Origin of the sequence: Leptolyngbya sp. CCNP1308 (genome assembly GCF_034932455.1) — a bacterium.
In the GTDB taxonomy this organism is placed as follows: domain Bacteria; phylum Cyanobacteriota; class Cyanobacteriia; order Phormidesmidales; family Phormidesmidaceae; genus Nodosilinea.
Genome location: NZ_JAYGIH010000079.1, coordinates 79,803 through 101,036 on the forward strand (window position 1 = coordinate 79,803; position 21,234 = coordinate 101,036).

Sequence of the window (21,234 nt, forward strand, 5' to 3'; positions counted from 1 at the left end):
CATTTGTTACGGCAAAAAGTTGGGGAAATCGATTCCATCCCAAACCACATTTCACACCATAAAACAGCACCAGAACTATCCCTCCATCACATCATTGACCCGCTTGATAATGTGGGCCAGCAGCATCAGTGACGCGTTGCCCACGCTGAGAATCAACACCCCCACCACGCCAATCATCCAGTCGTCTTGCAGCACGGCGATCACCAAAATCATTACCGAGGTTTTGGTGGCAATGCTGGCAAAGGCCAGCATCCGCTGCCAAATATCCTCATCGCGAAAGGCCTCTACCATGGGGATCAGCAGGGCCAAAATCATGGCAATCAGTACCAGGGTCATGGGGTTTCCTCCCGCTGAATACGGTGCACTTCGTACCAGCCCTGCTGGCGATAGCGCTGCACAATGGTTTTTGGGGTAAAGGTAATCAGAAAAATATCTAAAAAGATCAGGCTGGGCGATCGCCGGGGTTTGGCCCGGTTGACGGTGACCACCTCGTAGCGGTGGGGCCAGAGCATAATTTCAAAAGCCTCTTTATAGGCCTGGGGAATCGCGACCACCACCTCCCCTAGGGTGCGCAGCCAGTCTCGCAGCCGCCCCACATTGGTGGCCCCCCGGGGCAGCAGCAGCGCCACCGCCACCCCCATAAGACTGTTGGCCCAGCTAATATCAGCGGTGAGCAAAAACCAAATGGTCAATCGCAAAATCAGGTTTAAGTAGCCCGTCATGCCAGCGCTATCCCCAATAACACCATAGCCATCACCCCCATCATGCCGATCAGGTGTTCAAAGTCTTCTAGAACTTTAGGCAGCTTGAGCACCGTTCGGTGAAACACCGTCAGATAGGCCAGCCAGCCCAGGGCAATAATCGCCAGGGGTTTGGCAATATTGGCCAGGGTATAGGCATCGTAGTAGGCCACGTTGGCCACCACCAGCCCCGCCAACAGCAAAATTACCGCTGGCCAAAACCCCGGTTTGACGGCCAAATCTGGGGATAAGTTTGGAGTCGAATTTGTAGCCGAGTCTTTGAGCAAGCTCTGGGCCGGGGCGTGGGGCAGAAAAATAAACTTAGCAAAGGAAATTGCTGTGCCCAAGGCGGCAATATTCATGGCAATGCCCTGCCAGGGCAGCAGGTTCTTCATAGTCAGCACCTTGGCCCCAAAGCCCGAGAGCAGCGGAAAGCCCGAGATCGAAAAGCTGGCGATTACCAGGGCTACCCAGATTTGAGTCGGAATAGGGCGATCGTGCAGCTCTTTAAAGCTGCGGCTGGGCAGGGTGCCCGCCGTTAAAAACAGGGCCGCCTTGACTAGACCGTGGGTAAGGGCATAAAACCCGCCTACCTCGGGGGCCGCCAGCACAAAGCCCATCTGCGACACGGTGTGAAAGGCCAGCATGCGCTTGGTGTCTTTTTCAAACACGGCGTAGACCACCCCTAGCAGCGCAGTACAAGCGCCAAAAATACGCACAATGGGGTCTAGCTCTTCGAGCATCATGGCGCAGCGCACCAGGGGAAACACCCCCGCCTTAATCACCACCCCCGACATCAGCGCTGACACCGGAGTCTCAGATTCGGAGTGGGTGAGGGGCAGCCATAGCCCCGAGACAAAAATGCCTCCCTTGGTCAGCAGTCCCACAAAAATCAGGGCCAAAGCCTCGACTGGGGCACCCGCCAGCGCCCCAAAGGCAAAGGACTGGTTAGCCTGGTACACCAGCGCTGCCCCCATCAGGTAAAACAGCATGGCGGTGTTGCTGACAAACAGGTAGCGCAGGCCCACCCAAAGGCTGCGATCGCTCCTGGGGTAGGTAATCAGCAAAAACGTCGCAATGCCGATCACCTCCAGCGCCACGTACAGGCTGATCAAATCGGCACAAATAAAAGCCGCATTGACGCTGCCGTGAAGAATGATCGCCTGGGTATAGAAGAAGGTTGTCCGACCGCTGTGCCAGCAGTAGAACACTACCGCCGCCGTCACTAGGGCATTGGTGAGAATAAAAAAAGCGCTGAGGTCGTCGGCCAGCAGGGTAACGCCAAAGCTGTCGAGCAAGCGCAGCTCCACGGGGGCGGGCTGCCTAAACAGCACCGTGGCATAGGCCACCGACACCAGGGTGACTGCCAGGGTCAGCACCCGCCCCGCCCCTGGCAGTAGATAGATACTAAACCCGACAAACAAGGGCAGTGCTAGCCAGACAACCGTCCAGAGGGTCATGGGCGGTACTCCTCCTCAATGGCCTGGGTCTCTAGGGTGGGGTTGTCGCGGGCCAGCTTCATTACCCCTACCAACATCAGTGCCTGAATCGAAAAGCCAATCACGATCGCCGTCAAAATCACCGCCTGAGGCACCGGGTCAGCGTAGTCGCCCCCAGGCAGACCCGCCAAAATCGGCGTATGTACCCCGGTTCTAGCAGCCACCAGCACAAATAGGGCGATCACCCCGGTGCTCATAACATCCATGGCAATAATTTTCATCACCAGGTTTTCTTTGAAAATAATGCCGAAGAAACCCAGCAAAATCGTGGCGTAAACGCAGGCGTGGAGCATAGATCGGGAGGGGATGAGGGAGGTGAGAGAGTTGGGGAAGGTGAGGAGATGGGGAATGGCCCCTAGGCTGATTGCAGAGGCTAAAAGGCTAGTTTGCAGAACAGAGGTTTAAACCGATGATCGATCAGTCCTTTCCGTGAGGTGAAGGACGGCGGAACGTCTTTCTCGTAGGCCGGAGGACGTGCGGAGCCGGGGGTCTGGGGCCAGCGAAATGGCTCCAGCGGTAGATCTGGCTTTTACCCCCAACTGTGCGCCGCAAAACTAACTACAAAATTAACCCGACCAAAGACTAAAGTGGTTTCAGAAAACATTCTCCCCGGTGGTGGGCAGTGCCCACCCTACAGCGACTGCGATCGCTAGCTCAAAGCGGGGATATCTTTTCTCAGGAACCGCCTAAGACGCCGCATCAGCGGGTTCGGGGATAGCCTCCGCCACGATCGCCCCCGCCTCACTCCCCTTAAACGCAATCCGCAAAAACGGCGGTGCCAAAAACGTCGTAGCAATCACCATAATGATAATCGCCGCCTCCAACGGCTTCGTCAGCACCCCGCTAGCCGAGCCAATGCCCGCAAATACCAGCCCCACCTCACCGCGCGGCACCATACCAATGCCGATCGCCAGCTTATTCAGCGGCTGACCAAAGGCCGTCCAGCCCGTGATCACCTTGCCCACGATCGCCACCGCCAGCAAAAACACCGCAATCACCAGCCCTTCTCGGTTAGCGGCCACAGCCGGGTTCAGCACCCCCAGGTCGGCCTTCGCCCCCACCGTAACAAAGAAAATCGGCACCAGAATGTCGGCGATGGGCATAATCTGGCGATCGAGTTCCCGGCGCTTGTCGGTTTCATCCAGCACCAGGCCCGCCGCAAAGGCCCCCAAAATCGCCTCCAGGTGAATCACGTTGGCCAGAAAGGCCATCAAAAAGGCAAAGGTAATCGCCGGAATCACCAGGTTGCCTCGGGTTTGTAGTTTGTCGGCGATCGCCACAAACGAGCTGTTAAAAAACTTGCCTAAGAAAATTGCCCCCAGTAAAAACCCCGTGGCGCTGGCAATCAGATACAGCACATTGATCACATCGACTTCGCCGGTCTTGGCCAGACTGGCCACCACCGCCAGCACAATAATCCCCAGCACATCGTCAATCACCGCCGCGCCGACAATAATCTGCCCCTCCGCCGACTTCAGCTGGCCAATCTCCGACAGCACCTTCGAGGTAATGCCAATACTGGTCGCCGTCAGCGCCGCCCCGGCAAAAATCGCCGGAATCGTCGGCACCTGAAACAGCAGCATCAGCCCCGCCGTCCCCATGGTGAAAGGGGCCACCACCCCCACCACCGCCACGATCGCCGCCTGGTAGCCCACCTTTTGCAGCTCCCGCAGGTCAGACTCCAGGCCAATCTCAAACAGCAGAATGATCACCCCCAGCTCCGCCAGCACCGAGATCACCTCGCTCTGGCTGCGGAACACCACCGCCACCGTCTCGGGGGTGAGTCCGCCCAGCCACTGCAACAGCCCCATCAGCTGAGAATCGGCGGCGGTGGCCCCGCTCTCGGGAAACATGATCAAATGCAGGGCCGACACCCCAACTACTACCCCGGCCACCAGTTCACCCAAAACCGGCGGCAGGTCGAGCAGCTTAGATAGCTCGCCGCCCAGCTTGCTGGCGATATAGATCACCACTAGGCTTAGCAGCACTCCGGCCAACACCATTGGTTCAGTATCAGCCTCTGGGGTGGCTGCAACCAGAGGCACAAGCCCAGGCAAGGCTGAACCAGGCAGCCAAGTAAATGCAGAAACAACGTCCGATATCATTGATACCTCCCAATCCAATCCAGACTCTAGAAACCAACCCTAGTAGAGTGGGCATTGCCCACCAGACCCTCAGAAAAATTCCCTCCCCCTTTGGGCAAGCCCCATTGAGCCAGCCCCAGGACAACACCAGCAGATAGCATTCAGCACCGAGCGTTCAAACCTAAAAGCAGATTCCGGTATACGGCAGCCCTTGCAGAGGGGCGTTCCCGGTCAGTCGGGCCTGGCCTGCTTGCCAAGTGGCCATCTGAGCGATCTACACCGAAATCTGGTGCGTTTACAACGTCGCCGTACCAGGCTCAACCGCAATGCGAGGCGGTTCTACACCATCTTTGATAGCCAGGAGCCGCAGTGCTGTTCTCAGGGCGTCGGTGCGGGTTTCAGCCAGCTGCTCTGCGGGAACGAACTCCAGCGTTCCCAACTTTTCAAGCCGCTTCAGGGTCTTGCCCCGCGCCCCGGCCAAAACAACGGGCCGCCCGTCATCGATCGCGTCTTGAATGGCACTTTCCAAGGCCAGGGCCGACGTTACCCCCAGATGAGGCACATCCTGCAAATCGATAATCAGGACGTCGTGGGCATCCATCGCCGTATGCTCTTGGGAAATCGCCCGAGCTACGCCAAAGATCATCGGGCCGCTGAGGTGAAACAACAGCACCCGGCCATCGGCCTGGTCGATCAGCGCCTTGTCTTCGGCGGTCATGGGTACATCTTCGTCAAAGTCGGTAATCGCCTTCACCTGATCAGACTGGAGCTTGCTGAGCCGCTCAATGGTGAGCACGTTGGCAATAAACACACCCACACCCACCGCCACAATCAGGTCGACAAACACCGTCAAAAACATGACGCCGTACATAATGGCGGTGCCCTTCCACGAGACCTGGTGAGCCCGCTTCAAAAAGCTCCAGTCGAGAATGTCGAAACCGACCTTGACCGCAATCCCCGCCAGCACCGCTAGGGGAATTGCCCTGGTCAGCGGTGCCGCCCACAGCACCACCACCAGCAGAATCCCGGCCCGCACCAGACCCGACAGCGCCGTGCGCCCTCCAGCCTGAATGTTGACCACCGTGCCCATGGTGGCCCCGGCCCCCGGCATGCCGCCAAACAGGCCCGACATCAGGTTGCCGATACCCTGGCCGATCAATTCTTTATTCGAGTCGTGCTGGGTGCGGGTGATGCTGTCGGCAATCATCGCCGTCAGCAGGGCGTCAATACAGCCCAGCATGCCCAGCACCAGACCATCCACCAGCATGATCCGCAGCTGATCGGCGCTGAACATGGGCAACTGCAAATTTGGCAACCCGGTGGGAATTTCGCCAATCAGCCGCAGTTCGGCCCCGGAAAACACTGTCAGGGCCAGCAGGGTACCGGCGACCAGCACCAGCAGTTGGGGCGGCACCCAGCGACTAAACCGCTTGGGCATCAGAAACAACACCGCCAGGGCAAAGGCACCCAGGGCCACCTCCGCCGGATCGAGGCTGCCCACCATCTGGGGCAGATTGGTGAGGGTGCCCACCACTCCGCCCTTGGGGGTAGCGTGGCCCAAAAATGGCCCCAGCTGCAAGATGATCAAAATCACCCCAATGCCCGACATAAAGCCCGAAATTACCGGGTAGGGCATGAGGGTGACGTAGCGCCCCAGCTTGAGAACCCCAAAGATAATTTGAAAAAACCCGGCCAGCATAACCACGGTAAACGCCATGGCCATGCCGTTTTCAGGGTCTGCCGCAAATAGCTGAGCAATGACGGCGGTAAATACCACGGTCATAGGGCCAGTGGGTTCTGAAATCAGCGTCGGCGTGCCCCCAAACAGCGCCGCAAAGAAACCAATAATTACCGCTCCGTAGAGACCCGAGGCGGCCCCGGCCCCCGAAGCTACGCCAAAGGCCAGGGCCATTGGCAGGGCAATTACCGCAGCGGTAACACCCCCAAATAGGTCTCCGCGCACGTTGCGAAAGTTAATACGATTTGTGATGCCCATCGCCAGCACCTATCTTCCTTTATTGACCTGGATAAATGAAAAAGATTTTGGTATCGATAAAAGTCTATGGATAAAACAATAGCATTTCCGTTTTAGAAAACAATCCCGTGAGTAATTGGTTTTTCTAATCGCCGTGAAAAGTTGAGCTATGGCTAGAACCCAGGGGTCTTCTAAGTGGTCAACCGAAACGCTTTGGCTGGCCGCAGAAGCCTCCTGGGTTCTGGTCTTGTCGATGCTTTGGCTTAGGGGAAGCTAGGCGGCGGCGATCGCCTTTTTGCGCGGGAACCAGTGCTTGAGCTGCACGGTGGCCAGGGCAGTGACCAGGGTGCCCGCTGCGATCGCCACCACATACAGCCCGGCATTCTCCACTGCATTGGGAATGGCCAGCACAAACACGCCGCCGTGGGGGGCGCGCAGGGCACAGCCAAAGGCCATCGACAGCGCCCCGGTCACCGCCGACCCGGCAACGCAGGCGGGGATAATCCGCAGGGGGTCATTGGCCGCAAAGGGAATTGCGCCTTCGGTAATAAAGGAAATCCCCAGCACCGAGGCCACCTTGCCCGCCTCCTGCTCCGCCTGGTTGAAGTGCTTTTTAGACACAAACGTCGCCAGGGCCAACCCCAAAGGCGGCGTCATGCCCGCTGCCATCACCGCCGCCATCGGCGCGTAGATGTTGGTGGCCAGCAGCCCCACCGCAAAGGTATAGGCAGCTTTGTTCACCGGGCCACCCATATCTACTGCCATCATTGCGCCGAGAATCAGCCCCAGCAGCACAGCGTTGGTGCCGCTCAGCCCCTCCAGGTAGGTGGCCATGCTCTCCATAATCAGGCGCACCGGGGTGCCAAACACATAGACCAGCAGCAGCCCCACCACCAACGTCGCCAGCAGCGGGATCACCAGCACCGGCTTGAGCCCTTCAAAGTTGGCGGGTAGGTTGACCTTGTCGCGCACAAACTTGGCGACATAACCAGCGAGAAAGCCCGAGAGAATGCCGCCGAGAAAACCCATACCCAAGTTGGCAGCCAGCATACCGCCGATCAGACCAGGGGCAATACCAGGGCGATCGGCAATGGAAAAAGCGATAAAGCCCGACAGCACTGGCACAATCAGCGCAAAGGCCGCGCCGCCGCCAATCTGCATCAGCGCGTCGCCAAAGCTGCCCTCTTCAGGGTTAATGCCAAACACAAAGGAGAGGGCAATGATCAGCCCGCCCGCCACAATCACGGGCAGCATGTAGCTCACCCCGGTAAGCAGGTGCTTGTAGGGGCCCGAGCGACTTTCAGAGCGATCGGCCTTAGCCCGGTTCACCTCGTCCACATAGCTGCCTGAGCCACTACTGCCTCCCCCAGCCACAGGGGCATCCATCGCCGCCGTCACCACGTCGGCCCCATTATGAATAGCGGCTTTAGTCGAGGTTTCATACAGACGCTTACCGCCAAAGCGAGACAGATCCACATGGGTATCAGCGGCCACGATTACTGCATTGGCGCGGGCAATTTCCTCATCGGTGAGCGCATTCTGCGACCCCACAGAACCCTGGGTTTCGACCTTAATGTCGTGGCCCAGCTTAGCGGCTCCCTGCTTCAGGGCTTCAGCGGCCATAAAGGTGTGGGCAATGCCCGTCGGACAGGAGGTAATACCAACGAAGAATTTGCTGGCCGGAGCGGCTACAGCTTCAGTCTCAGCGCTTGGCAGATCCCCCGGCAGCGGGTCGTGGGGGTGGGGCGTAGTCTTAATCGACCCCAGGCTGGGAATGTGCCCCACCAGGGCCACAGCGCTTTGAATCACCATTTCGGTGTTGCGAATGACCTCGCTGGTGGAGACGGCGTAGACGGGTTTGCCCGAGAAGCGATCGCGCTCCACCGCCCCGTCGGCCCCCACAATCACCACATCGGCCTGTTGGATATCGTCGAGGCTGAGGGCCGTGACCACCGCGCCCCCCTGGGCCTCGGTCACAATCTCGTGGCCCATCGCCTGGGCGGTGCGTTTGAGGGCCTCTGCCGCCATCTGGGTATGGGCCTCACCAGCAGTACTGGCGGTAACGGCAACAATTTTGGTCATAGGTTTCCTAATGGTCTGTGAATACCTGATTCAAAAGCTTTTTCAGGAAGCGTAGGGTGGGCATTGCCCACCTTCTAGCTGTGGCAATAGTCCCTAGTTCATGTGGGTAGGGCTGTGCTGCCCCTAGGTGAATGGTGGGCAATGCCCACCCTACGAAATGGGAGGATCACCTCACCTCCTGTACGGTGACTAAGTGCCGCATGGCGTGAATCTGTTCCATGGGCGGCAGTCGCGGGCCAATCTGGCCCAGCGCCCCCATCGAGAAGGCCGTCGCCAGGGTCGCACAGGCCCGCAGCGATTCGCCGCCCAGCAATCCTGCCACCGTGCCCGCCACCATGGCATCCCCCGCACCGACGGTGCTTTTGATCTCAACCGCTGGAGGCTGGGCGTGGAAGGCTTGAGTGCGATCGATAAACAGCGCCCCCTCACTCCCCATCGACACCACTACGTACCGAATGCCCGATTCAATCAGCTCACGGGCAGCGGTAACAATCGCACCGTGGCTTTCCAATCGAGTGTTCAGCACCTCCTCCAGTTCCACCCGGTTGGGCTTGATCAGATCAGGTTTGGCGGGCAGACCAAACCGCAGCGCGTCGCCGCTGGTGTCGAGAATCACGGTTTTGCCCTGGGCTTTGAGGGGGCCGATCAGCTCGTCATAGATGTCGTTAGACAGCCCCGCTGGCACACTGCCGGAAAAGACAAACCAGTCACAGCTCCCGGTCAGGGCGTGGACAACATTTCGCAGACCATCGACATCCTGGTGGGTGGGCGATTGGCCGGGGTAATTGATGTCGGTGACTTGGCCCTGGGCCTCGTCCACAATCTTGATGTTGACGCGGGTTTCACCGGGCAGATTGACGAAGTGGTCGTCGATGCCCTTTTGGTGAAACAGCGTCTTAAACAGGGCGCTATTCTCCCGCCCTAAAAAGCCCGTGACGCTGACCTTGTGGCCTGCCTCGGCCAAAAAGGAAGCCACATTCACACCTTTGCCGCCTGCGTCGTCCTGCTTCCAATCGACCCGGTTTACCGCATCGGCCCGAAAGTTGGGAATCGAGACGGTCTGATCGATTGCAGGATTCAGCGTCACCGTAGCAATCCGTTGCGCTTTGGGGGGGTGGGTCATAGCGCCCTCACCTCCTCGGCGGTGCGACAGGCGATCGCCCTTTGAGCCAGCCGCTTCATCTGCTTCATCGACGCGCCCCGCAGCCGCGCTTTAACTTTCGGAATGCTGGGAATATCCATGCTCAGCTCTTTCACCCCCAGCCCGGCGAGAATCATAGCGCCCTGGGCATCACCAGCTAATCCACCGCAGACGCCGACCCACTTGCCCGCCAGTTTGGCCCCCTGCACGGTTTGATAGATCGCCCGCAGCACGGCGGGGTGCAGGGCATCGGCCTGCTTCGCCAGGGTAGGGTGGCCCCGATCCATTGCCAAGAGGTACTGAGTCAAATCATTGGTGCCCACCGAGAAGAAATCGACCTCCTGGGCAAATTCCGCCGCCATCAGCACGGCGCTGGGCACCTCCACCATCATGCCAATTTCGACTGGGGGGCCGTCGATCGCCGCCCGTACCGACTCCAGCACCGTCTTGGCGGCGCGAATGTCCTCCAGCGTGGCGATCATCGGGAACATGACGCGGATGTAGCCGCCGCGAGCCGCCCGCAGAATGGCGCGTAGCTGGGTTTCAAACAGGTCGGTGCGCTCCAGACAGAGGCGAATGCCGCGAATACCGAGGAAGGGGTTTTCTTCGGCAGGCTGGTTCAGGTAAGGGACGTGCTTATCACCGCCAATATCCAGCGTGCGGACGATCAGCGGCAGGCCGTTGAGGGCATCGGTCATCTGGCGAAGCGCGTCGTACTGTTCCTCTTCACTGGGGGGCGCACTGCGGTTGAGAAACAAAAACTCCGTCCGCAGCAGCCCCACCCCTTCGCCCCCAGCGTTTACGGCGGGGACGGCTTCCGTTGGCCCGCCGATGTTGGCGACTACTTCTATGCGGTGGCCATCGGTGGTGATGGCGGGCTGGAACCGGGTTTGCTGCTCGACATCGCGGAGCTGGGCGCGCTCCGCCTGGGCTTGCTTCGCCTTCGCCAAATCCGCCTCGGTCGGGTTGGCGTAGAGCTGGCCCTTGTCGCCATCGAGAATGGCGATCGCCCCCTCCGGCAGATCGAGAATCCCAGTTCCAGCCCCAGCAATAGCGGGAATGTTGAGCGATCGCGCAATGATTGCCGTGTGCGACGTCGCCCCACCCGCCGCCGTGCAGAATCCCTGAATCTTCTCTGGATCCAGCCCGGCGGTATCTGAAGGTGTCAGGTCGTCAGCAATCAAAATCACGGGATGATCCGGTAGGCCTAGCCCCGCATCACCCCCACCCACCAGCCGCGCCAGCACCCGCTGGCCCACATCCCGCACATCCGCCGCCCGGCCCGACAAGATCGGATCGGCTAACGCCTCTAGCTCCTTCGCCTTGGTTTCGATCACCTGCTGCCAGGCCCAGGGGGCACTGTGGTTGGGCGGAATCTGATTTAGCGCCTCCTGCTGAAGCTCTGGATCGGCCAAAAACTCCCGGTGGGCCTGAAAGATCGCGGCCTTGGCCTTACCAGACCGCTCTTTAATAGTGGTGTAGAGGTCAGTCAGATCGGCGTCGGCAGCGGCGATCGCAGCCCTCAGACGATCTTGCTCTGCGGCAGAATCTGCCGCCGTTTCGGCAAACTCTAGCTCGGTGCGGTGGAACCGGTGCAGGGGCGCGATCGCCAGCCCTGGGGATGCCGCCACCCCAGACAGAGCGCGACTCTCCAACTCCAGCGCCGGCAGTTCTAAGACGACAGTGGCGGCTTCTTCCTCTTCTTCTAGTCCGTCCTCTACCGCCTGCTGCAACGCATTCAGCGCCTGGGTCGCATCGCTGCCCTTGGCCAAAACCCGCACTACCCCATCCTTCTCGACGCCCAGTTTCAGCAGCGACATCAGGCTTTTGCCATTGGCCACCTGGTCGCCGTAGCGGACTCGCACCTCGGCACTAAAGGATTTCGCCAAATCCGCAAACACCGTTGCGGGGCGAGCGTGCAGACCCGTAGGCGCGTCGATGGTGACATCCACAAACTGGTCAAAGCCATCGGTATCCAGAGTTTTGATAGCGGTAGACTGGCCGGTGAGGCGATCGCATATCACCTGAGCGTCCTCCGTCTCCACCAGCGCCTGCACCGCCGCCGGGTCGTCCAGCACGTGGGTCAGGTTGGTGAGAATCTGCAAGTGCTCATCAGACTTCGCCGCAATGCCCACCACCAGCCGCACTACCTCCCCCGGGTTCCACTCCACCCCGGCAGGAATTTGCAGCACCGCAATGCCCGTCGTCACAATCAGGTCGCGCTTAGCAGGCTGCCCGTGGGGAATAGCAATACTGTTGCCGAGGTAGGTGTTGGCCTGGGTCTCCCGCGCTAGCATACTGTCGACATAGCCTGCCTGAATACGACCACTGGCAACCAGCAGTTCTCCCGCCTGACGAATCGCATCTTCTTTACTGCGGGCAGTGGCCTTAAGCCGCACATCCTGCGGTGTTAGGTTAATCATTCAGCAATCTCTCGTTGAGATAATTAAGCAAACGCAAACGCACAAAACCAGCCCAGAATTCTGACATTTCCTGGCTAGAGATCAACAATTATGGGGCGTTTCTCCTATGCCTTAATTGTTCAAGACTGAAGGAAATCTAGGGAGGGTTTGTCATATTTCCTTAGACATCGCTTAAAGTTTTGTAGCGAATCTGGACGACCAAGCTAGATTTACATCTCGCAACATATTGAGGCAAACCGTTAGATCTGCCTCCTAATTTGACGTAGTATTCAGGCTTAGAAAACCCCCATGGCTCTGGGGTCATCTGCAAATTGTATCCCTGCATACAGTACACATTGAGAGAGAATTTTATAAGTGAGCTGATTGAAAGTCACGGTAGAACTGGCTCTTGCCGAGCTGTCTTATCCCGCTGAACCAAATCGAGTACATCAAGCGTTAAACTGCGGCCTTACCTATGCAAGACGTACAACTAGAACCAGTACTCACCCGTGAAACAGTGCCCGAAGAGCTTCAAGTCGAGGCAAAGGGAGTTTCTCTGCGAGATGTTACAAAAAGCTACGGCTCGTTTGCTGCCGTTCAAAATATTACCCTCGATATTCCCGCCGGATCATACACCTGCTTATTAGGCCCCAGTGGCTGTGGCAAAACCACCACCATGCGCATGATTGCGGGTCACGAAGCTATTTCTAAAGGCGACATCTACATCGGCGAGACGCGCATCAACGATATTCCAGCCACCCAGCGCAACACGGCAATGATGTTTCAAAACTACGCGCTGTTTCCCCACAAAACCGTGTGGGACAACGTCGATTTTGGCCTCAAAATGCGCGGCATGACCATCGACGAACGGCGCAAGCGGGTCGGCGAAATGCTAGAGGTGGTAGGGCTGACTCAGTTTAGCGATCGCAAACCCGCCCAGCTCAGCGGTGGCCAGCAGCAGCGGGTCGCCCTCGCCCGCGCCCTCGTCACCCGCCCCCAGGTGCTCATGCTCGACGAGCCCCTCAGCGCCCTCGACGAATCGCTCCGGGTCAAAACCCGTGGCGAGCTGCGCAAGCTCCAGCGCCAGTTCGGTATGACCTTCCTTCAAGTCACCCACAACCAGGACGAGGCCTACTCCCTCTCCGATCAAATTGTGGTAATGGATCACGGCCGTGTCGATCAAGTCGGCACCCCTGCCGAGATCTTCTCTAAGCCCCTGTCAAAATTTGTGGCCCGCTTTACCGGCGACAACAACATCTTTCCGGGCACCGTCACCAGTGCCGTGCAAGACACCAATGGCCAGCTCATCCAGCTCGACGTCCCCTCCCTGGGCACCCTGCTGTGCCTTGGCGACTACGCCCAGGTGGGTTCTGAAGCCGCCTGCTGCATTCGCGCCGACCTGATGCAGATTAAATCTCTGACCGATGCCGAAACCTCCGTCTGCGGCCCGGCCACCAACCGCCTCACCGCCCGCATTACCGCCGTCGAGTTTACCGGCTACGTCACCCGCGTCTCCCTGGTGCTCGAGCGCAGCGGCATGGAAGTACTGTACAAAGCCCGGACCCCTGACTGGCTCACCACCACCTTTGAAGAAGGGCAGGTGGTAGTACTCGACTGGGCCGCCGCCGACTGCGTCTATCTGCCCCACTAGCTCTGGGCCAGATATTCCCAGCATTCTCCTCCCACTCTTTTCCAACCATTCGTTGTTACTGAACTGCTAACCATGGGTAAGTTTTCTCGCCGCCAAGTGATTCGCACCAGCCTCGCCGCTGGCGCTTTTCTGACCGCCACCCGCTGTGCCGCCCCCTCAGGCACCCCCAACAACCCGGCCCCCGGCCCCCAGGTCAACACTAACCAAACCAAAGATGTCACCCTGCGGCTGATTGGCACCGGCGTCTCGCAAATCAACGATATTCGCGACAAAGCCCAAGAAGATCTGGGCTTTAAGTTCGACATGCGGGCGCTGAGCACGGAAGAAAACAACCAAATCGCCATCACCCAGCCGGGCCAGTACGACATCTTCGACGGGGAATATTTCAGCCTGCCCCTGGTAGTGCCCTCGGGCAACCTGCAACCCATTGATATCAAGCGCATCACCAACTACGACCAAATCGTTTCCTTCTTTAGAACCGGCGAATTTAAGGGCATGCCGGTCGAAACCTCCCAGGGTACCGCCCCCTTCCGCGTGCAGTACCTCACCGGACCCGACTCCAGCGAGTTTTCGGCTACCCCCACCGACTACGCCACCCTGATTCCCTTCCAGTACAACGCCGACACCCTGGGCTACCGCCCCGACCTGGTGGGCCGCACCATCGAGAGCTGGGGTGAGCTGTTCAACCCCGAATTCAGGGGCAAAACCTCCATTCTCGACATTCCTCAAATCGGCATTATGGATGCGGCCATGGTTGCCGAAGCCCTTGGCCTGATGACCTTTGCCGACAAAGGCAACATGACCCGCGCCGAAATCGACCAGATTATCGAAATCCTCAAGGAGCAAAAGGCAAACGGTCAGTTCCGTGCTTTTTGGAAGACCTTTGACGAGTCGGTCAACCTGATGAACTCGGGCGAGGTCGTGCTGCAATCGATGTGGTCGCCTGCCGTTACAGCCGTACAGTCCCAGGGTACCGAGTGCATCTACGCCCCCCTCAAAGAGGGCTACCGGGGCTGGGGTGGCGGCATTGGCCTCTCCAAAAATCTGGAGGGCGTTAACCTCGACGCCGCCTACGAGTACATCAACTGGATGCTCGACGGCTGGGTAGGCGCATTCCTCGGACGCCAGGGCTACTACAGCGCTGCCCCCGAGACCGCCCGCAAGTTTATGTCTACCGCCGAGTGGGATTTCTGGTACGAAGGCAAGCCCGCCGCCGAAGACATCGTTGACCCCTTCGGCAAAACCCTGGCCAAGTCCGGTGTCACCCGCGACGGCGGCTCCTTTGACGAGCGCTTCGGCAATATCGTCTGCTGGAACTCAACGATGGAAGAAAACACCTACCTGGTGCAAAAGTGGAATGAGTTTATTGCGTCGTAAATAAATAGTTTCAGGGCTGAGATTGCCTCAGCAATCTCAGCCCTGAAACTCTAACTAAAATACCTACCAACCCCCATGTCTGAAACCTGGAAAGCCCTCAAGCCCTACGCGCTGATTACGCCGCAGACACTGGTGTTTCTGCTATTTTTAGTGTTCCCCATCGTGATGATTGGGGTGGTGAGTTTTTGGGAGTTTAACGGCTACTCGATGACTCCGGCCTTTACCCTCGATAACTATCGGGGTATTTTGACCGATGTTACGTTTAAGACCTACCTAAATACCTTTAAGTTCTTGGCTTTGACATGGCTAGGGACGCTGTTAATTGGCTACCCGGTGGCCTATTTTTTGGCGTTCCATGTGCCGAAGCTGGAGTGGCAGATTCTGCTATTTCTGGTGTGTACCATTCCGTTTTGGACGTCGAATATTATCCGCATGATTTCCTGGGTGCCGCTGTTGGGGCGAGAGGGATTGGTCAACCAGGCACTGATGGGCATTGGTCTGACCCAGGAACCGCTACAGTTTTTGCTGTTCTCAGACTTTGCGGTGGTGCTGGGGATGGTGCACCTGTACATCATCTTTATGATTGCGCCGATCTTCAACAGCTTGATGCGAATCGAGCGCTCCTTAGTAACCGCCGCCGAGGACCTCGGAGCGTCAGGTTTCCAAACCTTTAAAGAGGTAATTTTGCCGCTGTCGGCACCGGGGATTGCGATCGGCTCTATTTTTATCGTCACGTTGATTATGGGCGAGTTTGTCACCGTTCGCCTAATGGGAGGGGGGCAGTCGGCCTCCGTTGGCAAGCTAATTCAGACCCAGATCGGCAGTTTGCAGTATCCTTTAGCGGCGGCGAATGCGATCGTGCTGCTGGCGGTGACAATGCTGATCATCATCTCAATTCTGCGGGTTTTAGATATTCGTAAGGAGCTGTAGGTGGAAGTAGATTTTCTTCTGGCTGAGATAGAGATCCCTCCGGGTTTCTCGCTGCTAAAGATTCACCTTGGCCCCCTCTTATGAAGGGGCAGCGGGGATTCTCAAAAGCATTTCTTGTATAGAACATCTAAATTCCAGCGAACCGCAGGGTGGGCACAGCCCACTATTCCACCCCTGAGAACCACCCATGAAAAAGCAGTCCCTTTCGTTCTACTTGCTTCTCGCCTTCTTCTGCCTGTTCGTGCTGTTTCTCTACGGCCCGATGATTACCATTTTTATGCTTTCCATGCAGGGGCCGGAGGGCGGGTTGACCTTCCCTATGCGGGGCTTTAGCTTCTATTGGCTGGGGCAGGTGTTTCAAGAGCAGCGGGTGGGCAATTTTATTGAGCCGTTTGTGCGATCGCTCCTCCTCGGTGTTGCCGTCATGGCCATTACGATTACGGCTTCGGTGCTCGCCAGCATGGGTTTTCGCCAGCGATTCAAGGGGTCTACGGTGATTTTTTATATGACCATCGCCAGCCTGATCGTGCCGAGCATTTTGGTTTCCCTGGGCATTGGCGTGGTGTTTCAGGTGATGGGCTGGCCCACCAACTGGTTTACCTCGGGCTTAGGGGCTCACCTCACCTGGACACTACCGATCGCATTCTTGATCATGCTGGGCATTTTCAATCGCTTCAATCCTTCCTACGAAGAAGCGGCCCGCGACCTGGGCGCTAACGATTCTAAAACCTTTTGGGAAATCGTGATGCCGCTGATTGCCCCCAGCCTTTTGGGCGTTGGCCTGCTGACATTTACCCTCTCCTACGACGAGTTTACCCGCACGTCGTTGGTATCGGGCCAGCGCAACACTCTGCCGCTTGAAATCTTCGGCATGACCACCAACGTCACGTCACCCGCCCTCTACGCCCTGGGTACCTTGACGACCATTTTTTCAGCTTCGCTGATTCTGATTGCCTTCTTTGCCTACAACGCCGTAGTCAGACGCCAGCAGGGCAAGGCCTAGACTAGGTTACAAAAGTTGCGGCTCCGCTCCCATCCTTTGCCAACAACCGTAGGATGGGCCAATGGACAGAGATTCTTTTTTGGCCCTGCTGCGGCAGCACCGGGCGATCGCCGTCATCCGCGCCCCCGATTTGAATCGGGGGCTGGCCATGGCAGAAGCCGCTGCCGCCGGCGGTATTCATCTGATCGAGATTACCTGGAATAGCTTTCATCCTGGGGACTTGGTCAGCAAGCTCAGGCACCGATTGCCCCACTGCTGTATCGGCGTTGGCACTACTCTATCTAAAATCGATCTGCAAAATGCCGTTGAAGCGGGGGCACAATTTTGCTTTTGCCCACACACCGATCTAGCCATTACTCAGCTGGCCCAGAGGGCTGAGATTCCCGTTGTGCCTGGGGCGCTGACGCCTAACGAAGTGGTCACCGCCTGGCAGGCTGGTGCAACAGCCGTTAAGGTATTTCCGGTTAGCGCCGTGGGTGGTGCTAGCTATATCCGCAGCCTTCAGGGGCCGCTGGCTCACATTCCCCTCATTCCTACTGGGGGGGTAACGGTTGATAATGCCGGGGATCTGCTGAAGGCGGGAGCGATCGCGGTGGGTCTCTCCACGGGCCTATTTCCCCCAGTGGCGGTGGAGGGACAACACTGGGCGACCATTAAGACCCTGGCCCAGCAGCTAGTCGATACCGTGGCCAGTTTAGACCCCTCAACCTAACTGCCCAGTTTAAAGGCCTCAACGCTGAGGGCATAGATGGCTCCAACCTTGAAGCTGTTGATACAGTCAAGCCAAACTGGTTTGGGCACCGTTTTGACCAGGGCTGGATCGCGCCAGCGACGACTGTACACAAGCCAGCTAATCAGCTCTGCCCCCAGCACTAGAAATGCCGAGACAACCGTATCTTGGATGGCGGCCTGGCCGGCGATCGCCGCCAGGGACACCGCAAAAAAGTAGCCCAGCAGCAGGCTAATTAACACCAGCGAAACCCGCCGCCAGGGGTTAATCAGCCACAGACTGAGCTGATCGCCTAGATCGTCAACAAGGGTACTTAAACGGGTGCGCTGCATGGGTTAACCCCTCAAAAGGCCTCTGCGATCTCTAAACCACGGGTCAATAGCAGTTCACTACGCCGCCAAGTCCTAAAACTCAACTCGACAGGCGGGATGAAGTCCGCCCTGACGACAGACATACTCTAGCTGCTCGCCCTCTAGGTTCAGCGTCTTGGAAAAGTCTACTCCCTCCAGGGCTGCGGTGGTCTCTGGCGCAGCGATCGTCGTCACAAAAGCATCACCGGGCGATCGCTCTGCCATAAAAAACCGCGCTCCAGCTAGATTTACCCCATCCAAATTCGCCCTTGCCAATACCGTTCCCTCTAGGTTGGCCCCCTCCAGGTTGGCCCCCTCCAGATTGGCATGGGTCAAATTAGCCCCCTGTAACTCGCCATTGCTTAAGTTAGCCTGCCGCAGGTCAGCGGCCGTTAAATCCGCCTCGTTCAAGTTGGCGTCAGTCAAATCCGCCTGGGTCAGATCCGCAGAGACCAGCATTGCCCCTGCCAGGTAAGCCTGCCGCAGGCGAGCGTTTACCAGCCTGGCCTGGGTCAGGTTAGCATCGGTCAGATCAGCCCCCACCAAGCTGGTACCGTTGAAATTGCCGTGGCTTACATCCGCCGCAATCAACCACGCGCTGCTGGCGTTGGCCCCAGAAAAGTCGGCGTAGGCCGCCAGGGAATTACTCAGGTTGGCCCGCAGCAGGCTGGTGTTGCGAAAAACCGCGTGGCGTAGATGAGCCGCTACTAGGCTAGCTTCCGTCAGGTCTGAGCCACTAAAATCAGTAGTCCAGTCATCAAACGTGTCGGGGCGGCCATCAGCCCCGGGGTCAAAAAATTTGGCCTTGCGAAACCGCGCCCCAAAGAGCACCCCATTGCGCCAGACAATGCCCGCTAGATGCTGCTGCTCTAGCATCAGGGTAAAGGCATCAGGGCTTTCGATCACGTAGCTTAAATTAGTGCCGCTCAGGTCAACCTGGTTGAGGTTACCGCTGTGCAGCACCAAGATTTTATTCAGGGTGCGCTTGACCGTGCGCTGCCGCAGCTGCGGAATCAGCCGTTGCTCTAAAGGCAGTGCCATCAGATCATTAGCCAGAGCCAAATTGAGTCGCTGCAGGTGAGGAATAGCCGGTGGCCCCAGGGTGACTAAAGCCTGCTGCAATGTGTCAAGCAGATCAGGGTCACCGGTCTGAGCCAGCATATCTACCAACAGGGGTATAGCGCGGGCATCTTGGCTGCTGGCTAAAGCCAGAGCAGCCGCCTGGCGATCGCTGAATGACGCGGCATTGCGGCTGAGGTTTTCCACTAAAGCCAAAAATAGCGCATCCCTGTCTCGCTCTGCAGATGGCAGTCGTCGATCTAGCCACAGCCCCCCCAGACCGCCTAGCAAAACCACCCCAGCTAAAACACCCAGAACAGGCCAATGCCGTCGCCAGCCCTGTGGCCCCAACACCTCCGCTGCCTCGGCTGGAGAAAGCACAATGGCCGTCAGACCACCATATTCTTCCGTAGTCAACCCCACTAACGGTGTCGTCAGAGCTGCAGAAGCCCCTTCTCTAAAGGAATGATGACTCTGACCATCAGCCTCAGGCAGATACCGAATCGGCACCTGCCCTCCCCGCAACAGCACAACCCGAGTGCCCGCTAGAGAATCGTACCAGGTCAACCGCAAACGACTAGTCTGCCCGATGGCCCCCGCCCCCAGTCCACAGACGATCGCCAGCCCCCCTAACCACGACAAACTGGGAAACGCACCGCTACCGAGCCACAGGCCATAGGCTACCACCACGGGCACACCCCAACGCCCCAGCTCCCGCACTAAAGTTGTCTGGATGCCGGGGACCGATCGATCGATCGCCACAACCTGCAGACCCAGCCAGGCCTTCGGCCAGGTTTTACCCCGGTTAGACAGGCTATACAGTTGGCTGCCAACAAAGGCTATCGGCAGCACCAAGGTACCAAACCACAATACATTCGTCAGAAGAGGCACATCAGTAATTAGCCGCTGACGCGACAGGCCTAATGGGCGAGCAAGCCCCCTCTGAACCCCTGCCACTGCAGGGTTTACGGGCATCCCCGTCGTAGCAGAAGATCGCCGTACCGCCTCTCCCAGTCCCCAAGGTAACGCAACAGTACTCACCAACAGCCCAACTTCCAGTCCCCAGGCTGCCAAACGTCTCAGGGATAAACTGCGGGCTGCCGACAATTGCTCCCGCACTCGCGCAGCAGAGACCTGGGCTGAAATCGGCTGAGAGCGAGAGGTCTGTGCCATGGAGAACCCGAAACGATTCAAACTCTGAACTTACCAGGGCTGCCGAGCGATCGCCACCAGATCAGCAGACCTTAGTTTTCCAGCATAATTGCCCTTCGATAATAGCGAAAGCCTTCCATCCCAGCAGCTCTTAACCCCAAATGTTCTCCCAGCATTTCAAGCATTTAGATAGAACATAGGCACCTTGAGATCTGGCACATTTACTGTCACACCTTCCTGTATCTCTGGATACTATAAAGCTATAGGAAAAACGCTCCTAAACGAGGAGGACACGCCATGAAAACTCTGATTAAACTTTTTACTCTGCCCGTCGCCGCTCTCACCTTGGCTCTGGGTACAGGCGTGGCTTCAGCTCAGCCCGTCGCCCAAACCCCTCTCAGCCAGCCAGTGCAAGCCAGTGGCTCTGTTAACCCTAGTCGTCCCTCTAACTGTGGTGCTCTAGGTGACGGCGCAGTGCAAATCTTGCAAGTTAATCAAGACTTTGCCGCCGTTGATATTGCTGTCAGCGGCACAAGCGGCCTTACCTTGCTCATTCAAGGCAACAACGGCTTTAGCGAATGCCACACTGGCGGTGGTGGAGCTATTAACGCCCCAGGGTTGCTAAACCAAGGCACCTACTCTTTTTTCATTGGCAACAGTAACCAGACTCCTACTAGCTATAACCTCACCATCAGCGAAAACTAATTAACCGCTGTATGCCATAAAACCTCCTCGTCTGAGCCAAATCAGTTGGCTCAGACGAGACTTTTACAACTGAGAGTTACATCCTCGTCAAGAACATAGGAGCTGCCTTTCCCCTACTGTCTCTATCGCTATAGGTCATAGAACAGTATTCAAGCTCGAAGCAAATGCTTTGATAAGACTGCCTCCAGCCAATGTAGCTAATCATTTCACCAACACGTAAAAGATTACACTTTCACAGAAGCTTAAAGCAAATGCTCAGTCAAGACAGCGCCGAGGCAACCTCTAAGAGTATTAAGTCAAATAATTTTCCTTAAACGAACCCCCCTCTACTTCTTAGAGTAGAGGGGGGTTCGT

17 protein-coding genes are annotated in these 21,234 nt (G+C 57.6%); 6 read left to right on the forward strand and 11 right to left on the reverse strand.

Features of this window, described 5'->3' with window-relative positions:
* Positions 1–75 precede the first annotated feature (75 nt).
* From VB780_RS23985 to ptsP, 9 genes are all read right to left on the reverse strand, one after another.
* Positions 76–336 carry a hypothetical protein gene (locus VB780_RS23985; RefSeq protein ID WP_323353706.1) on the reverse strand — a complete coding sequence of 87 codons (261 nt, stop codon included), beginning with the start codon at positions 334–336 and terminating at the stop codon, positions 76–78.
* A complete protein-coding gene (locus VB780_RS23990; RefSeq protein WP_323353707.1) occupies positions 333–722 on the reverse strand; it encodes a cation:proton antiporter in 390 nt (129 codons plus the stop codon). The genes VB780_RS23985 and VB780_RS23990 overlap by 4 nt, the downstream gene beginning before the upstream one ends.
* The gene (locus tag VB780_RS23995; RefSeq protein WP_323353708.1) at positions 719–2,200 is read right to left on the reverse strand and encodes a cation:proton antiporter; all 1,482 of its coding nucleotides are present in this window, start codon (positions 2,198–2,200) and stop codon (positions 719–721) included. Before VB780_RS23995 ends, VB780_RS23990 begins: the two co-directional genes overlap by 4 nt.
* On the reverse strand, positions 2,197–2,532 hold the full coding sequence (locus VB780_RS24000) for a cation:proton antiporter subunit C (protein WP_323353709.1): 336 nt from the start codon (positions 2,530–2,532) through the stop codon (positions 2,197–2,199). The genes VB780_RS23995 and VB780_RS24000 overlap by 4 nt, the downstream gene beginning before the upstream one ends.
* Positions 2,533–2,925: 393 nt before the next feature.
* Entirely contained in the window at positions 2,926–4,242 is a 1,317-nt protein-coding gene (locus tag VB780_RS24005) for a cation:proton antiporter (RefSeq protein ID WP_323353723.1), read from the reverse strand.
* A gap of 376 nt (positions 4,243–4,618) precedes the next feature.
* The gene (locus tag VB780_RS24010; RefSeq protein ID WP_323353710.1) at positions 4,619–6,319 is read right to left on the reverse strand and encodes a SulP family inorganic anion transporter; all 1,701 of its coding nucleotides are present in this window, start codon (positions 6,317–6,319) and stop codon (positions 4,619–4,621) included.
* Positions 6,320–6,571: 252 nt separating this feature from the next.
* Entirely contained in the window at positions 6,572–8,380 is a 1,809-nt protein-coding gene (locus tag VB780_RS24015) for a PTS fructose-like transporter subunit IIB (protein WP_323353711.1), read from the reverse strand.
* Between the two features lie 166 nt (positions 8,381–8,546).
* A complete protein-coding gene (pfkB, locus tag VB780_RS24020) occupies positions 8,547–9,503 on the reverse strand; it encodes a 1-phosphofructokinase (protein WP_323353712.1) in 957 nt (318 codons plus the stop codon).
* Complete coding sequence (gene ptsP / locus VB780_RS24025) at positions 9,500–11,944, reverse strand: phosphoenolpyruvate--protein phosphotransferase (protein ID WP_323353713.1); 2,445 nt, start codon at positions 11,942–11,944, stop codon at positions 9,500–9,502. Before ptsP ends, pfkB begins: the two co-directional genes overlap by 4 nt.
* A 454-nt stretch (positions 11,945–12,398) precedes the next feature.
* Here ptsP and VB780_RS24030 point away from each other — a divergent pair, with 454 nt between their 5' ends.
* From VB780_RS24030 to VB780_RS24050, 5 genes are all read left to right on the forward strand, one after another.
* The gene (locus VB780_RS24030; protein WP_323353714.1) at positions 12,399–13,574 is read left to right on the forward strand and encodes an ABC transporter ATP-binding protein; all 1,176 of its coding nucleotides are present in this window, start codon (positions 12,399–12,401) and stop codon (positions 13,572–13,574) included.
* 72 nt (positions 13,575–13,646) lie between these two features.
* Entirely contained in the window at positions 13,647–14,951 is a 1,305-nt protein-coding gene (locus tag VB780_RS24035) for an ABC transporter substrate-binding protein (RefSeq protein ID WP_323353715.1), read from the forward strand.
* Between the two features lie 75 nt (positions 14,952–15,026).
* Positions 15,027–15,881, forward strand: coding sequence for an ABC transporter permease (locus VB780_RS24040; RefSeq protein WP_323353716.1), 855 nt, complete (start codon positions 15,027–15,029; stop codon positions 15,879–15,881).
* A gap of 187 nt (positions 15,882–16,068) precedes the next feature.
* On the forward strand, positions 16,069–16,884 hold the full coding sequence (locus VB780_RS24045) for an ABC transporter permease (protein WP_323353717.1): 816 nt from the start codon (positions 16,069–16,071) through the stop codon (positions 16,882–16,884).
* A 61-nt stretch (positions 16,885–16,945) separates the two neighbouring features.
* Positions 16,946–17,596: a bifunctional 4-hydroxy-2-oxoglutarate aldolase/2-dehydro-3-deoxy-phosphogluconate aldolase gene (locus VB780_RS24050; protein WP_323353718.1), complete on the forward strand. Its 651-nt coding sequence runs from the start codon at positions 16,946–16,948 to the stop codon at positions 17,594–17,596.
* Here the strand turns inward: VB780_RS24050 and VB780_RS24055 are convergent.
* Together VB780_RS24055 and VB780_RS24060 are read right to left on the reverse strand one after the other, a co-directional pair.
* Positions 17,593–17,946: a DUF565 domain-containing protein gene (locus VB780_RS24055; protein WP_323353719.1), complete on the reverse strand. Its 354-nt coding sequence runs from the start codon at positions 17,944–17,946 to the stop codon at positions 17,593–17,595. The two genes, VB780_RS24050 and VB780_RS24055, sit on opposite strands and share 4 nt — an antisense overlap.
* A 72-nt stretch (positions 17,947–18,018) precedes the next feature.
* Positions 18,019–20,196 (reverse strand): pentapeptide repeat-containing protein, encoded by a 2,178-nt coding sequence (locus VB780_RS24060; RefSeq protein ID WP_323353720.1) that lies wholly within the window; start codon positions 20,194–20,196, stop codon positions 18,019–18,021.
* A 276-nt stretch (positions 20,197–20,472) separates the two neighbouring features.
* Here VB780_RS24060 and VB780_RS24065 point away from each other — a divergent pair, with 276 nt between their 5' ends.
* Positions 20,473–20,880 carry a hypothetical protein gene (locus tag VB780_RS24065; protein ID WP_323353721.1) on the forward strand — a complete coding sequence of 136 codons (408 nt, stop codon included), beginning with the start codon at positions 20,473–20,475 and terminating at the stop codon, positions 20,878–20,880.
* The last annotated feature ends 354 nt before the right edge of the window (positions 20,881–21,234 follow it).

Bases quoted from the DNA above. Each gene is read 5' to 3' on its own strand.
- VB780_RS24035 (WP_323353715.1), top strand. From the start codon at position 13,647: ATGGGTAAGTTTTCTCGCCGCCAAGTGATTCGCACCAGCCTCGCCGCT.
- VB780_RS24060 (WP_323353720.1), bottom strand. From the start codon at position 20,196: ATGGCACAGACCTCTCGCTCTCAGCCGATTTCAGCCCAGGTCTCTGCT.
- VB780_RS24055 (WP_323353719.1), bottom strand. From the start codon at position 17,946: ATGCAGCGCACCCGTTTAAGTACCCTTGTTGACGATCTAGGCGATCAG.
- VB780_RS24005 (WP_323353723.1), bottom strand. From the start codon at position 4,242: ATGGTGTTGGCCGGAGTGCTGCTAAGCCTAGTGGTGATCTATATCGCC.
- VB780_RS23990 (WP_323353707.1), bottom strand. From the start codon at position 722: ATGACGGGCTACTTAAACCTGATTTTGCGATTGACCATTTGGTTTTTG.
- VB780_RS24065 (WP_323353721.1), top strand. From the start codon at position 20,473: ATGAAAACTCTGATTAAACTTTTTACTCTGCCCGTCGCCGCTCTCACC.
- VB780_RS24040 (WP_323353716.1), top strand. From the start codon at position 15,027: ATGTCTGAAACCTGGAAAGCCCTCAAGCCCTACGCGCTGATTACGCCG.
- VB780_RS23985 (WP_323353706.1), bottom strand. From the start codon at position 336: ATGACCCTGGTACTGATTGCCATGATTTTGGCCCTGCTGATCCCCATG.
- VB780_RS24015 (WP_323353711.1), bottom strand. From the start codon at position 8,380: ATGACCAAAATTGTTGCCGTTACCGCCAGTACTGCTGGTGAGGCCCAT.
- pfkB (WP_323353712.1), bottom strand. From the start codon at position 9,503: ATGACCCACCCCCCCAAAGCGCAACGGATTGCTACGGTGACGCTGAAT.
- ptsP (WP_323353713.1), bottom strand. From the start codon at position 11,944: ATGATTAACCTAACACCGCAGGATGTGCGGCTTAAGGCCACTGCCCGC.
- VB780_RS23995 (WP_323353708.1), bottom strand. From the start codon at position 2,200: ATGACCCTCTGGACGGTTGTCTGGCTAGCACTGCCCTTGTTTGTCGGG.
- VB780_RS24010 (WP_323353710.1), bottom strand. From the start codon at position 6,319: ATGGGCATCACAAATCGTATTAACTTTCGCAACGTGCGCGGAGACCTA.
- VB780_RS24030 (WP_323353714.1), top strand. From the start codon at position 12,399: ATGCAAGACGTACAACTAGAACCAGTACTCACCCGTGAAACAGTGCCC.
- VB780_RS24050 (WP_323353718.1), top strand. From the start codon at position 16,946: ATGGACAGAGATTCTTTTTTGGCCCTGCTGCGGCAGCACCGGGCGATC.
- VB780_RS24000 (WP_323353709.1), bottom strand. From the start codon at position 2,532: ATGCTCCACGCCTGCGTTTACGCCACGATTTTGCTGGGTTTCTTCGGC.
- VB780_RS24045 (WP_323353717.1), top strand. From the start codon at position 16,069: ATGAAAAAGCAGTCCCTTTCGTTCTACTTGCTTCTCGCCTTCTTCTGC.